This window comes from Streptomyces sp. NPDC056480 (genome assembly GCF_042795405.1).
In the GTDB taxonomy this organism is placed as follows: domain Bacteria; phylum Actinomycetota; class Actinomycetes; order Streptomycetales; family Streptomycetaceae; genus Streptomyces.
Genome location: NZ_JBHTSA010000174.1, coordinates 1 through 13,041, shown reverse-complemented (window position 1 = coordinate 13,041; position 13,041 = coordinate 1). Strand labels below are relative to the sequence as shown.

Annotated in this window: 13 protein-coding genes; 4 read left to right on the top strand and 9 right to left on the bottom strand. The window is 73.1% G+C overall.

Going from position 1 to position 13,041, the window contains the following annotated elements; translation table 11 throughout:
- Window positions 1–40: 40 nt before the first annotated feature.
- The 3 genes from glnII to ACFQ79_RS38040 form a co-directional block, all read right to left on the bottom strand.
- A complete protein-coding gene (gene glnII, locus ACFQ79_RS38050) occupies window positions 41–1,072 on the bottom strand; it encodes a glutamine synthetase (RefSeq protein WP_073917423.1) in 1,032 nt (343 codons plus the stop codon).
- A 138-nt stretch (window positions 1,073–1,210) separates the two neighbouring features.
- Window positions 1,211–2,431, bottom strand: coding sequence for a hypothetical protein (locus ACFQ79_RS38045; protein WP_383592292.1), 1,221 nt, complete (start codon window positions 2,429–2,431; stop codon window positions 1,211–1,213).
- Window positions 2,428–3,837 (bottom strand): hypothetical protein, encoded by a 1,410-nt coding sequence (locus tag ACFQ79_RS38040; RefSeq protein WP_383592289.1) that lies wholly within the window; start codon window positions 3,835–3,837, stop codon window positions 2,428–2,430. Before ACFQ79_RS38040 ends, ACFQ79_RS38045 begins: the two co-directional genes overlap by 4 nt.
- A gap of 224 nt (window positions 3,838–4,061) precedes the next feature.
- On the opposite strand from ACFQ79_RS38040, the gene ACFQ79_RS38035 reads away from it, so the two are divergent.
- Window positions 4,062–5,051: a Gfo/Idh/MocA family protein gene (locus ACFQ79_RS38035; protein WP_383592286.1), complete on the top strand. Its 990-nt coding sequence runs from the start codon at window positions 4,062–4,064 to the stop codon at window positions 5,049–5,051.
- On the opposite strand, the gene ACFQ79_RS38030 is transcribed toward ACFQ79_RS38035, so the two are convergent.
- Together ACFQ79_RS38030 and ACFQ79_RS38025 are read right to left on the bottom strand one after the other, a co-directional pair.
- Window positions 4,970–6,430 (bottom strand): PLP-dependent aminotransferase family protein, encoded by a 1,461-nt coding sequence (locus ACFQ79_RS38030; RefSeq protein WP_383592283.1) that lies wholly within the window; start codon window positions 6,428–6,430, stop codon window positions 4,970–4,972. The genes ACFQ79_RS38035 and ACFQ79_RS38030 overlap by 82 nt on opposite strands.
- The gene (locus ACFQ79_RS38025; protein WP_383592294.1) at window positions 6,427–6,861 is read right to left on the bottom strand and encodes a MarR family transcriptional regulator; all 435 of its coding nucleotides are present in this window, start codon (window positions 6,859–6,861) and stop codon (window positions 6,427–6,429) included. Before ACFQ79_RS38025 ends, ACFQ79_RS38030 begins: the two co-directional genes overlap by 4 nt.
- A 90-nt stretch (window positions 6,862–6,951) precedes the next feature.
- On the opposite strand from ACFQ79_RS38025, the gene ACFQ79_RS38020 reads away from it, so the two are divergent.
- Window positions 6,952–7,806 carry an alpha/beta fold hydrolase gene (locus ACFQ79_RS38020; protein WP_383592280.1) on the top strand — a complete coding sequence of 285 codons (855 nt, stop codon included), beginning with the start codon at window positions 6,952–6,954 and terminating at the stop codon, window positions 7,804–7,806.
- A 33-nt stretch (window positions 7,807–7,839) separates the two neighbouring features.
- Here ACFQ79_RS38020 and ACFQ79_RS38015 read toward each other — a convergent pair whose 3' ends face one another.
- Window positions 7,840–8,199, bottom strand: a complete 360-nt coding sequence (locus ACFQ79_RS38015) for an arsenate reductase family protein (RefSeq protein ID WP_383592277.1) — start codon at window positions 8,197–8,199, stop codon at window positions 7,840–7,842.
- Window positions 8,200–8,347: 148 nt separating this feature from the next.
- Here ACFQ79_RS38015 and ACFQ79_RS38010 point away from each other — a divergent pair, with 148 nt between their 5' ends.
- Window positions 8,348–8,623: a hypothetical protein gene (locus ACFQ79_RS38010; RefSeq protein ID WP_073917414.1), complete on the top strand. Its 276-nt coding sequence runs from the start codon at window positions 8,348–8,350 to the stop codon at window positions 8,621–8,623.
- A 57-nt stretch (window positions 8,624–8,680) separates the two neighbouring features.
- On the opposite strand, the gene ACFQ79_RS38005 is transcribed toward ACFQ79_RS38010, so the two are convergent.
- The 3 genes from ACFQ79_RS38005 to glnA all read right to left on the bottom strand — a co-directional run bounded on the left by ACFQ79_RS38005 (window position 8,681) and on the right by glnA (window position 12,244).
- On the bottom strand, window positions 8,681–9,874 hold the full coding sequence (locus tag ACFQ79_RS38005; protein ID WP_383592274.1) for a cytochrome P450: 1,194 nt from the start codon (window positions 9,872–9,874) through the stop codon (window positions 8,681–8,683).
- Window positions 9,871–10,584, bottom strand: a complete 714-nt coding sequence (locus ACFQ79_RS38000; RefSeq protein WP_383592271.1) for a tRNA-dependent cyclodipeptide synthase — start codon at window positions 10,582–10,584, stop codon at window positions 9,871–9,873. The genes ACFQ79_RS38005 and ACFQ79_RS38000 overlap by 4 nt, the downstream gene beginning before the upstream one ends.
- 235 nt (window positions 10,585–10,819) lie before the next feature.
- Window positions 10,820–12,244, bottom strand: coding sequence for a type I glutamate--ammonia ligase (glnA, locus tag ACFQ79_RS37995; RefSeq protein ID WP_030314285.1), 1,425 nt, complete (start codon window positions 12,242–12,244; stop codon window positions 10,820–10,822).
- Between the two features lie 222 nt (window positions 12,245–12,466).
- On the opposite strand from glnA, the gene ACFQ79_RS37990 reads away from it, so the two are divergent.
- On the top strand, window positions 12,467–12,934 hold the full coding sequence (locus ACFQ79_RS37990; protein ID WP_383592268.1) for an RDD family protein: 468 nt from the start codon (window positions 12,467–12,469) through the stop codon (window positions 12,932–12,934).
- Window positions 12,935–13,041: the final 107 nt, after the last annotated feature.

Genomic DNA, 13,041 nt, shown 5'->3' with positions numbered 1-13,041 from the left:
CCGGGAACGGTGGGCGCCTCTCGGCGTGAGGACGTGCGGATCAGACCTGGCCGGCCTTCGCGAGCGCCTCGCAGCAGGTGTCCACCAGGAGGCGGGTCACCGTGTACGGGTCCACGTTCGCGTTCGGGCGGCGGTCCTCGATGTAGCCCTTCTGGTCCTGCTCGACCTGCCACGGGATGCGGACCGAGGCGCCGCGGTCCGAGACGCCGTAGGAGTACTGGTCCCACGGGGCGGTCTCGTGCAGGCCCGTCAGACGGTCGTCGATGCCGGCGCCGTAGTTCTTGACGTGGTCGAGCGGCTTCGAGCCCTCGCCGAGGGACTCGGCGGCGGTGATGATCGCGTCGTAGCCCTCGCGCATCGCCTTCGTCGAGAAGTTGGTGTGCGCGCCCGCGCCGTTCCAGTCGCCCTTCACCGGCTTCGGGTCCAGCGTCGCGGAGACGTTGAAGTCCTCGGCCGTGCGGTACAGCAGCCAGCGGGCGATCCACAGCTGGTCCGAGACCTCGAGCGGCGCCAGCGGGCCGACCTGGAACTCCCACTGGCCCGGCATGACCTCGGCGTTGATGCCGGAGATGCCGAGACCGGCCTTGAGGCAGTTCTCCAGGTGCGCCTCGACGATCGGGCGGCCGAAGATCTCGTCCGCGCCGACACCGCAGTAGTAGCCGCCCTGGGCGGCCGGGAAGCCGTTGACCGGGAAGCCGAGCGGGCGGGTGCCCTCGAAGAAGGTGTACTCCTGCTCGATGCCGAAGATCGGCTCCTGAGCGGCGTACTTCGCGGCGACCTCGGCCAGCGCGGCACGCGTGTTGGACTCGTGCGGCGTCATGTCCGTGTTGAGGACCTCGCACAGCACCAGGACGTCGTCGCCGCCGCGGATCGGGTCGGGGCAGACGAAGACCGGCTTGAGGACACGGTCCGAGGCGTGGCCCTTGGCCTGGTTCGTGCTGGAACCGTCGAAGCCCCAGATCGGCAGCTCGCCGAGCGTGGCGCCCCCGCCCACGATGATCTTCGTCTTCGAACGAAGCTTCGCGGTCGGCTCGGTGCCGTCGATCCAGATGTACTCAGCCTTGAAGGTCACTGGCCTCATCCTTTGGGCGTGCTGCTGCGGGTGTCGCGGCGGCTCGCGGCGCTGCGAGAAGCTGCGGTGTCTGTGTCCGGTCGCAGCTTCGCAACACGGGATTTCCCGTCGGTTGCCCGAATGTGAACCCCGTGTTACTCAGCTTTCCCGATCTTCGCGGAGCCGCTGTGCGACGGAGTGCTCGTTCAGGAAGGTGCCGAGACCCGCGCTCCGGACACGCCGTACGACCTCCGCGTACGAGGTCCCCAGGGCCTCCGCGGTCCGCCCCAGGTGCCAGTCGCAGTCGGCCAGCCGCCGCAGCAGGTACCCCTTCCGGATCTGGTTCTCCGAGAGCCGGAACGTCTTCAGATAGGCCGTCCGCCCCTTGCGGTCGGTGATCAGCTCCCCGATGTGCTGCTCCCGCCCGCCCCGCTCGAACGGCGGCAGGAACCGGTGCAGATCGAACGGCCCGGCCCGGTAGGCCCGCTCGAAGGCGTACGAGGTCTCCAGGAGGTCCCGCGCCATGATCCCGTCGTGCGCCGCGGCCCAGGCCCGCTCCTGCTCCCGGGCCGCCGCCCGCAGGTCCGCGAGGGTGCGGATGCCACCGGCCCCGTCCCGGATCCGCGCCGTGAACTCGGCCACCGGGCCGCCGTAGTACGCGTACTGGTGCACCAGCTCCCCGTACAGGTCCTCGACGAGCGTCGGGTGCAGCAGCCGGTAGTCGTCCGGGTGCGGCACCACGAAGGCCGCGGCCAGCGCGTCGGCCACGTACAGGAGCAGCCCGCACTGGCCCGGGTGGACCTCGAAGATCCGCAGCGCCTCCGTCAGCCCGGGCACGCTCCACCCCGCGTACGCCGCCTCGGCACGCGGCGAGAGGCCGTGCCGGACCGCCTCGCGGGACCACTCGTCCCAGACGGTCGGAGGACCGCCGAAGTGCAGGGCGAGATAGCCCTCGAGGGCGAGGTGCAGCGGCAGGAAACGGAGCCGCGACTCCGCGCGCCCGTCCTTGTCGCGCCGGCGCTTGGCCATCCGGTGGACGCGGCGCACGGGCACGCAGTCCGGTGCCTCGTCCCGGCCGCCGTGTCCGCGCTCGGTGCCCCCGCCGCCGAGCCGGGTCCCGTACGCGGCGGACTCCCGGCCCGCCCCCGGCGCCGCGGCCGCCCCGGACCCCGCCCCCGTCCAGTCGGCGACGAACCCGTGCGGGATGTACGAGGTGTAGGAGGTGCGGTCGGGCAGGTCCACCGCGCCGAGCCCGCCGTACACCTCCCGGTGCAGCCGCAGCCCGGGAACCGGCTCGGACCGCACCAGCGGCACCAGCCGCACCCCGCCCCACACCTGCGCGGGCCGCACGTCGAGCCCGGTCAGATCGATCCGGGTCATGCCCGGCCCCCTTCCTCCGCCGCCTTCAGGAACAGCTCCACCCGCCGGTCCAGATAGGCCCGCAGCTCCGCGAACCCCGTCCGCCCCTCGGCGAACTGCGCGATCTCCACCAGTGCCGCCAGGTCCTCCGCGTCCCGGATGCCGGCGGCGGGCACGCCCGGGGCGAGCCGGCGCACGTCGAAGCCCTGCGCGTCGTATACGGGGTTCAGGTGCACCACGCTCGTCCGCCGCTCCGGATCCAGCCGCGACCGCCACACCCGCAGCACCTCGCCCGCGAGGCCCGGCGGGGCGTTGTCCCAGCCGTCCGAGACGATCACGAGCCGGTCCGGGCCGGTCTCCAGACCGTCCAGGATCCGCAGGCCCAGCGGGGTCGGCCCGTACGGCCGGACGAGCAGCGGATCGTCGCCGCCCGAGGTCCAGAGCGGGGTGTACGCCCCCGGTGCCGCGAGGGCCTCCAGGAGGTGGTGCGAGCCGAGGGCGACGGCCAGCGGACGGCGCCGCTTCACCGCCGAACCCGAGGAGGAGAAGCTGTCGTCGAGCACCGCCGTGACCCGCCCCCAGCTCCCCGCGTACGGCCCCGCCGCCCGCCGGGCCGCGGCCCGCAGCGCTCCCGTCAGCTCGGCCCGCCGTTCCACGCGCTCGCCGAACGGCAGCGAGAGCACGTACAGGGCGAGCCGGGTCAGCGGCATCACGGACAGGTCGGCGGCCCGCTCGGTCCTCAGCTGTTCGAGCCGGGTCATCCGGGGCGCGATCCGCTCCAGGAACACCGCGCGCGGCACCCCGTGCTTCGCCGCGAAGCCCTCGGCGACGGTGAACGGCAGCTCGTACAGCGCACCCTGCTCGTAACGGGCGCGGCGGAACGCGTCGAGCGTCGGGTTCTCGTACCGGACCCGGCGTCCCGGCGCGAAGAGGAAGTCCCCGGTCTCGGGGTCGGGCAGCCGCCCGTGGACGTGCCGGAGGGAGGCCTTCAGACCGCTCCGGTACTTCACCGCGTCCAGAGCGGGATCGGGGCGGGCCGCGAGCCACGCGCGCACGATCGCGCGCGTACGCCGGTTGTTGACCCCGGCGGCACGCAGCGCCCGGAACAGCCGGTAGACCCGCTGCGGCGGCAGCAGCGCGAGCCGGGCCCCGATCAGCCGCCCCTCGGCCCGCTTCTCCTCGGGCCCGCCCGCCTCGTCGGCGGTGCGCAGCAGCTGCTCGACGATGAGGGCGGCGTTGTGGTGGTTGATGTCGAGCGCGAGGGCCGCGGCGTACACGGGCCGGTAGTTGACCCGTACGTACTCGTGGACGAAGCGGAGCGAGAACCGCTGCTCGGCGGCGGAGGAACGGAACTCGCGCTGGCCCGTGGCGGTCACGGCGGCGTTGACGAAGAGGAGCACGTCCTCGGCGGCGACGAGCTCGGACAAGGCTCTCTCCCCTTCTCGTACCGCGTGGGCGCCGGCCGGGGAATGAGGGCACGAACAGCGAAGACGTTGCTTCAGAGGCAGGTTCCGGAAGTCGCACCGAAGTCCCGCGGCCGGCCCGGAAACGCTAACACCGGGCGGGGGGGAGGGACGCGAGCGGATTTCGGGGAGGGCCACGGGCGGACCCGCGGCGGCCCGTTGTCGGAGCCGCCCGGCAGACTGGGGGCATGGCGAAGCAGCTGGGCGCGAAGCCCCGTATCGGACTCCTCGGCACCGGCCCCTGGGCCGGTCGCACGCACGCGCCCGCGTTGGCGGGACATCCGGGGATCGAGTTCAGCGGGGTGTGGGGCAGACGCCCCGAGGCGGCGGCCGCGCTCGCCGCGACCTCGGGCACGCGCGCGTACGACGACGTGGACGCGCTCTTCGCGGCCAGCGACGCCGTCGCGCTCGCGCTTCCACCGGACGTCCAGGCCCCGCTGGCGGTCCGGGCCGCGGAGGCCGGCTGCCATCTCCTCCTCGACAAGCCGGTCGCGACGACCGTCGCCGGGGCGCGGGAGGTCGTCGACGCGGTGGAGGCCGCCGGAGTGGCCTCGGTCGTCTTCTGCACGCTCCGCTTCGCGGAGCCGACGGCCCGCTGGATCGAGGAACAGGCGGCGGCCGGCGGCTGGTTCCTGGGCGAGGCGCACTGGCTGGGCTCGCTCTACGGTTCCGGTTCGGCCAGCGCGTACGCGGCCTCCCCCTGGCGCCGCGAGAAGGGCGGCCTGTGGGACGTGGGCCCGCACGTCCTGTCGGTCTACCTCCCGGTCCTCGGAGACGTCACGGAGATCACCGCGGCGCGGGGCCCGGCGGACACCCACCACCTGGTGCTCCGCCACAGCTCGGGCGCGAGCAGCACCGCCACCCTCACCCTCAGCGCACCGCCGGAGGCGGCGGAGGCGGCCCTCACCCTGTACGGCACCGGGGGCCGGGCCGCGATGCCCCGCTGGGACGGGGCGACGGGGGCGTTCGGCGCGGCGGTGGACGCACTGGTCGAGGCGGCCCGCACGGGCGAACCCGACGCCTGCGACGCCCGCTTCGGCCTCCGCCTGACGGAGGTCCTGACGGTGGCGGAGGCGATGGCGACGGAGGGCGCCCTTCAGGACCCGAGTACCTCGGACAGCCCCTCGCACAGCGCGTCCAGCGCGCCCGGGTACAACCGCTCGGGCGGAGTGGCGTAACCGACGACCAGGCCGTCCGGAGGGGCCGGACTGCCCGGGGCGTCGGGGCCGTCCGGTGCGTCGGGGCCGTCCGGAGGGGCCGGGGCCCCGGCGTCGGGATGGCGATAGGGGGCGAGGCCCTCCACCGCGACCCCGCGCCGGGCCGTCGCGGCGAGGGCCGCCCGCTCGGTGCCCGCGGGCAGTTCCAGGACGGCGTGCAGCCCGGCGGCGATGCCCGTCACCCGTACCTCCGGGACCCGTTCGGCGAGCAGCGCCGTCAGCCGGTCGCGCCGCCCGCGGTGCCGCTGGCGCATCCGCCGGACGTGCCGGTCGTAGGCGCCTGAGGCGAGGAGGTCCGCGAGGGTGAGCTGGTCCGTCGCGGAGGCGTACGGCTCGCGCTGGCCCTTCGCCGCGACCACCGGATCCACCAGCGCGGACGGCAGGCACATCCAGCCGAGCCGCAGGGTGGGGGAGAGGCTCTTGCTGACGGAGCCGATGAGGACGGCCCGTTCGGGGTCGAGGCCCTGGACGGCGCCCACGGGCCGCCGGTCGTAGCGGAACTCCCCGTCGTAGTCGTCCTCGATCACCAGGCCGCCGGAGGCCCGTGCCCACTCCAGGACCCCGGCCCGGCGCTCCGGGTGCAGCGGCCCGCCGGTGGGGAACTGGTGGGCGGGGGTGAGCAGTACCGCGCGGGCGTGGTCCGGGATCTCCGCGACCCGGGCCCCGTCCTCGTCGACGGCCACCGGCAGGGTGGTGACTCCGGCCTCGGCGAGGAGCCCGCGGTGGAAGGGCAGCCCGTACGCCTCGACCGCCCAGGGGCCCGCGGGGCCGAGCACGCGCGCGAGGAGCCGGAGCGCGTGCGCGGCGCCCGAGCAGACCACGATCCGGTCCGGGGTGGTGCGGACGCCCCGCACCCGCGCGAGGTACTCGGCGAGCGCCAGACGCAGCTCGATCCGGCCGTGCGGGTCGCCGATCCCGAAGGCCTCGTGCGGCGCGGCCGTCAGGGCCCGCCGGGCCGCCGCCAGCCAGGCGGCGCGGGGGAAGGCGCCGGGGTCGGGCTTGCCCTGGACGAGGTCGTACGGCAGCGGGGGCGGCGCGGCCGTCCGTACGGGCCGGGGGGCGGGGGCGGCGACCCGGTCGGCGACGCGGGTCCCGGACCCCTGGCGGGAGGTGAGCCAGCCCTCGGCGACGAGCTCGGCGTACGCGTCGGCGACGGTGTTCCGGGCGATGCCGAGGTCGGCGGCGAGCGACCGGTAGGGCGGCAGCCGGGTTCCGGGGGCCAGCCGCCCGCCGCGTACGGCCTCGCGCAGGGCGGCGATGAGCACGGCCCGGCGCCCGCCGGCCGCGCTCAGCTCCAGGTGGAGATCGGCCCCGAGCCCGTCGTCGCCCGCGGCGGTCACGACTCCTCACCGTCGCTCATGAGGTCCCGTACGCCGGTCAGGAACCGCCGCACGGCCTCCTTCTCGGCCTCCTCGAACCCGCCGAGCAGGGCCACGGCCCCTTCGACGAGGGGCCCGAAGTGGGCGCGCCCCAGTTCCTTCGCACGGTCCTCCACGGTGAGGAGCACCCGTCGCCGGTCGCGGGTGTCGCGGACGCGGGCCACGTGGCCGAGGCGTTCGAGCCGGTCGACGACGGCGGTCGTGCCGGCCGAGTTGAGGCCGAGCCGCTCGCCGAGCCACCCGGCGGTGGCGTCGGTGCCGGCGCGCTCGGCGTCGAGGAGGCAGATCAGGGCGCGCACGTCGGTGGGGTGCATGCCGTTGCGGGCGGCGAACTCGCCCTGCCGGAGGCCGTATTCGACGGTGACCTCGCGGAGCTGATGAAAGATGAGCATCTCGGGTGACTCGGCCACCGCGTCCTCCTATTATCTCGCTGAGCGAGAGTATCGCCGAACGAGAGTGTCGCTGAACGAGAGGACCAGAAGATGCCCGCGTCCCGAACCTTCGACTCCGCGCTCGCCTTCGATTCCGCGTACGACGAACTCCTCGCGGCCTGGCCGCACCCCACGACGACCTCGCGACTCCCCACCCCCTACGGCACCACGCACCTCCTGCACCACGGCGCCGAGGACGCCCCGCCGGTCCTCCTCCTGCCCGGCGGCGGATCGACCGCCGGATCCTGGCGCACCACGGCCGCGGCGCTCGGCGCGACCCACCGGGTGCACGCCGTCGACCTCGTCGGCGGCCCGGGCCGCAGCCGTACGGGCGGCCGCCCGATCCGTACGGCCGACGATCTGACGGCCTGGCTGGACGCCGTGCTCGACGGCCTCGGACTGACCTCGGCGGCCTTCTGCGGCCACTCGTACGGCGGGTGGATCGCGCTCCGGTACGCGCTGGCGGCCCCGGACCGGACCGACCGCCTCGTCCTGCTGGACCCGACCGGCTGCTTCGCCGGCTTCCGCCCCGGCTATCTGCTGCGGGCGCTGCCGACGCTGCTGCGCCCGACGGCCGCGCGGACGGCGAGGTTCCTGGCGTGGGAGACGGGCGGAGCGGAACACGACCCCCGGGTACGCCGCCCCGATGTCCTGGCGGCGGAACTCCCGCGCCTGCGCCCGGTCACCGGCCCCCGCCCGGCCACCACCGAACTCGCGGCCCTGCGCCCGCCGGCCCTGGTCCTCCTGGCGGAGGGCAGCCGGACGCACCACGCGCGCGAGGCGGCGCAGCGGGCGACGGCTCTGGGCCTGCGGACGGAACTCGTCCCGGAGGCGACCCACCACACCCTCCCGGCCGCCCTGCCGCCGAAGACCCTGACCACCCTCACCGGCTTCCTGACGTCCTAGGGAGTGTCCTGCCGATCGGCCGGATCGCGGACCCTAGCGGGAGAGCGCGTCGCGCACGGCCTCCTCGGACCGGCCGACGACGGCCGTGCCGTCCTCGGCGGTGATGATCGGCCGCTGGATGAGCTTCGGATGCGCGGAGAGGGCCTCGATCCACCGCTCCCGGCTCCCGGCGTCGCGGGCCCACTCCTTCACCCCGAGCTCCTTGGCGACGGCCTCCTGCGTCCGCGTGATGTCCCACGGTTCGAGCCCGAGCCGGTCGAGCACCCCGCGGATCTCGTCGGGGGAGGGCACGTCCTCCAGATACCGGCGCACGGTGTAGTCGGCGCCCTCGGCGTCGAGAAGGGTGAGGGCGCTGCGACACTTGGAACAGGCGGGATTGATCCAGATCTCCATGCCCCCACGGTACCCCCCAGGGCCCTCTCCACCACCCCTCAAACCCCCTCTGGCCAGGGGCGATTGTCAGTGGGGGCCACTAAAATAAGGGGTGAAGGTGAGGGTCCCGGGGAGGGCCCGCACCCCGCCGTTCGCCAGGAGGTAGCCCATGGCTCTCGCCGTGATCCGGACACCGTCCCTCGAACCCTGGAAGCCGCTCCGGAAGAAGCCGCTCCCCGCGGGCCGCCCCCGCGAGTGGTACGTGACGCACAACCGCCGACTGAAGGCCATGCGCCTCGCGATCGCCCTCCTCGACGCCGGCGTCTACGTCCCGTCGAAGGCCACGAACGCGACGATACGCACCACGGCCGACCACCTCGGCATCCACCCGCCCTCGGACACCACCTGCCGCATGGTGCGCGCCATGATCCGCTACGGCCGCTGACAGCGGAGGGGCGCTGCCCGGCCCCGGCCGGGCAGCGCCGTCGTGGGATCCCGCTCGCTACCAGGCCACCGGCAGCCGCTCGGTGAGCCGCTTCATGAAGTTGGTGCGCCACACCAGCTGTTCGACCGGCACCGCGAGCCGCAGCCCCGGCAGCCGGTCGAGGAGCGTCTCCAGGGCGATCTCGGCGTGCCGCTTGCCGAGCGCCGTCGCCGGGCAGTAGTGCCGCCCGCCGCCGAAGGAGAGGTGGTCGGCGGCGTTCGCCCGGTCCGGCCGGAAGGCCAGCGGGTCCGGGAAGTGCCCCGGATCGTGGTTCGCGGCCTCCACCAGCACCAGGACCAGTTCCCCGGCCCGCACCTCGACCTCGCCGAGCCGTACGTCCTCGAGGGCGAGCCGCGGCAGCCCGTCGCCGATCGACAGGTTCACCCGCAGCAGTTCGTCCATCGCCCCGGCGACCCCGTGCTCGCCGGCGGTCAGCGCCTCCCGCACGTCCGGCCGGGTCAGCACCGACACGAGCGCCATCGTCAGGAACCCGGCGGTGGAGATCACCCCGGCCCCGAACAGCGTCACGCCCACCGTCGCCAGCATCTCGTCCGTCAGATGCGCGTAGTCGGGATCCTCGCGCAGCGCCGCGAGCTCCGCCAGCAGCCCGCCCGTCGCGGGATCGTCGAGGCGCTCGGTCATGTACGCGATGTCCCGGTCCCAGTGGAGCCGGGCCGCCTCGATCTCGTGCGGGGCGTTCATGAAGGCCACGTCCAGACTGCGCAGCAGCCGCGGCCCGTCCTCCTCCGGGATGCCCAGCATCCGGCAGTGCAGCCCCGCCGAGTACGGATCGGCGTAGGCGCCCCGCAGTTCCCCGGGTGCCCCCTCGGCGACCAGCGCGTCCACCAGGGCCCCGGCCCGCGCCCGCAGCCACTCCTCCAGGCCCGGCGCCTTCGGGTTGATCGCCTTCATGACGGCCTTGCGCAGTCCGGCGCCGGTGATGTTGCCCATGTTGTTCACCACGTGCGGCGGGATCGTCAGCGCGTACTGCCGCGGGGCGCCCGGCGCCGAGGTGTCCTTCAGGCTGAACCGCGGGTCCTCCAGGACCTGTCGGCACAGTTCGTACGAGGAGACCAGCCAGGCCTCGGCCCCGGCGATCGTCCGCACGCGCCGTACGGGTTCGGCGCGGAGCGCCTCGACCTCCGCGGGCAGCCGGGTCCCGTCCCAGTCGAAGGGGAACGCGGGCAGTTCGTTCGTCACGACCACGGTCATCGCGCATCTCCTTCGACGGGCGTGAGGATGCCGTGCCCCTGGTTGCGGGAGGCACGCAGCCCGGTGCCCCGGGCGTAGAGCAGATCGGCGAGGGGCAGGGCCTGGTGGTAGCAGTTGAGCGAGGACGGCACCCCGAGGATCGCGGGGGTGTCCAGGAACAGCGGCACCTCGGCGCAGATGTACGCCCGGCACACCTCCTTCTGGAGCCCGCTCGCCTCCTGCCCCGGCGTCAGCTTCCCGGCCAGGAAGATCCCGGTGAGCGCGTCGCAGGTCTCCCGTACCACCGGGTCCCCGTCGACGGCCGCCACGACCTGGCGGTGCAGCTCCTGGTACGCGGGGAGGGCCCGGAACTCCGACATCCCGCGGGCCCGTACCCGTACCCCCGTGGGATCGGCCTCGGCCACGGCCGCCCCGACCTTCGCCCGCACCCCCCGCAGGTTCTTGACGGCCTTGCGCCGCGCCTCGTCGGCCGCGTACCCCAGTGCCTCGTACATGTCGGAGACGTGCAGATCGGTGTAGACGAGGTCGACCTGGTCGAAGTGGTCCAAGCCCCAGCGCGTCAGCTCGCGCAGCCGCTGGGCGGTGAAATAACTGTTTCCCGGAGAGACGCCGATGACCACGTGCGCGCCCTCGTCGGCGATGACGCGGCAGTGATCGGTGTACGGCTGGAGTCGGAGCGTCTCTGCAGGGGCGAAAGCCGCCTGAGTCACGTCGGCAGTCCTCATCGCGCCAGCTAGTCCCAGCGGAGCCCAGTGCTCCGGGTGTGGCGGCGGCGACAACCACACGCTATCGATCAGTCGCGGAGCGTGAACCCCCTACCCGTAGGTACGTACGAGAGTTCGTCACCTGTTCGCATTCCTGTGATCTTGGCCGGAAACGGCGAGACCCGCCGCCCCCTCGAAGGGGACGACGGGCCTCGGGAGAACCTCGCTCGCGCGGTACGGCTTAGAGGTCGAAGTAGAGCTCGAACTCGTGCGGGTGCGGGCGCAGCTGGATCGGGGCGATCTCGTGGGTGCGCTTGTAGTCGATCCAGGTCTCGATCAGGTCGGACGTGAAGACGCCGCCGGCCTGGAGGTACTCGTTGTCCGCCTCGAGGGCGTTGAGCACGGCCTCCAGGTTGGTCGGGACCTGCTGGACGTTCGCGTGCTCCTCGGGAGCGAGCTCGTACAGGTCCTTGTCGATCGGCTCCGCCGGCTCGATCTTGTTCTTGATGCCGTCGAGGCCCGCGAGCAGCAGCGCCGAGAAGGCGAGGTACGGGTTCGAGGACGGGTCCGGCGCGCGGAACTCGACGCGCTTGGCCTTCGGGTTCGAGCCCGTGATCGGGATGCGCATGGCGGCGGAGCGGTTGCGCTGCGAGTACACCATGTTGACCGGGGCCTCGAAGCCCGGGACCAGGCGGTGGTACGAGTTCACCGTCGGGTTGGTGAAGGCCAGCAGCGACGGGGCGTGCTTGAGGATGCCGCCGATGTAGTAGCGGGCGGTGTCCGAGAGGCCCGCGTAGCCCGTCTCGTCGTAGAACAGCGGGTCGCCGTTCGCCCACAGCGACTGGTGGACGTGCATGCCCGAGCCGTTGTCGCCGAAGATCGGCTTCGGCATGAAGGTCGCGGTCTTGCCGTTGCGCCAGGCGACGTTCTTCACGATGTACTTGAAGAGCATCAGGTCGTCGGCCGCGGCGAGCAGCGTGTTGAACTTGTAGTTGATCTCGGCCTGGCCGGCGGTGCCGACCTCGTGGTGCTGGCGCTCGACCTGCAGGCCGACGTTCTCCAGCTCCAGGGAGATCTCCGAGCGCAGGTCGGCGAAGTGGTCGACCGGCGGGGCCGGGAAGTAGCCGCCCTTGTAGCGGACCTTGTAGCCGCGGTTGTTCTCCTCCGCACCGGTGTTCCAGGCGCCGGCCTCGGAGTCGATGTGGTAGAAGCCCTGGTTCGCCGAGGTCTCGAAGCGCACCGAGTCGAACACGTAGAACTCGGCCTCGGGGCCGAAGTACGCGGTGTCGGCGATGCCGGTGGACGCGAGGTACGCCTCGGCCTTCTTCGCGATGTTCCGCGGGTCACGGCTGTACTGCTCGCCCGTGATCGGGTCGTGGATGAAGAAGTTGATGTTCAGCGTCTTGTCGCGGCGGAAGGGGTCCACGCGGGCCGTCGACAGGTCGGCGCGGAGCGCCATGTCGGACTCGTGGATCGCCTGGAAGCCGCGGATCGACGAACCGTCGAAGGCGAGCTCCTCCGACGGGTCGAACGCCGTCGCCGGGATCGTGAAGTGCTGCATCACGCCCGGAAGGTCGCAGAAGCGGACGTCGACCATCTTGACGTCGTTGTCCTTGATGTACTTCTTGACCTCGTCGGCGTTCTGGAACCCGTGCGTCTCGGACATCCCACTCCTCCTACTCCCGGCCCGGGGAGGGGCGGGGTTTGCAGCTGGTTCGTGCGGCCAGTGCGGTGGCACACGCTGGACCCGACCATAGGCAGACGGGATTTCTCAAGCATGACCCAATTGTTTCGTCGAAGTTAACCGAGGTGGGTGTCGCCGCGCCGGTCGGGACCCTTCGCCTACCCGGGCCGAAGTGATCAAAAACGGGCGCAGTACCGTGGTCGCGTGGACAACAGGCAAGCACTCGGATCTTGGCTCTCCGGCCCCCGCGCGGCGGCCGAGGACGCAGGCGTCGACTTCGGCTACCGCGGTCAGCAGCTCGGGCTGCCCGAGGAGGGCCCCGGTTCGATCGCCCGCCCCGGGCGGCGTCTCGGCGCCCTCGCCGTCGACTGGGCCCTCTGCACGCTGATCGCATACGGCCTGATCACCGACGGCTACAACCAGGCCACCGGCAACTGGGCCCTCGCCATCCTGCTCGTCCTGAGCGTGCTGACCGTCGGCACCATCGGCTCGACCCCCGGCAAGCGCCTCTTCGGCCTCGGCGTCGTCTCCGTGAACGGCGGCCGCCTCGCCCTCCCGCGCGTGGCGCTCCGCTCCCTGCTCGTCTGCCTGGCGATCCCGGCCCTCATCTGGGACCGCGACGGCCGCGGCCTCCACGACCGCCTCTCCGGCGCCGTACAGGTCCGCATCTGACCCCCTGCGGTCCCCGCGGTCCCGGGGCGCCCGTGGGCCCTCACCGGCGCTCCGGCCGCCCGTGGAACGTCATGAGGAAGGCCCCGGACCGTCACACGGTCCGGGGC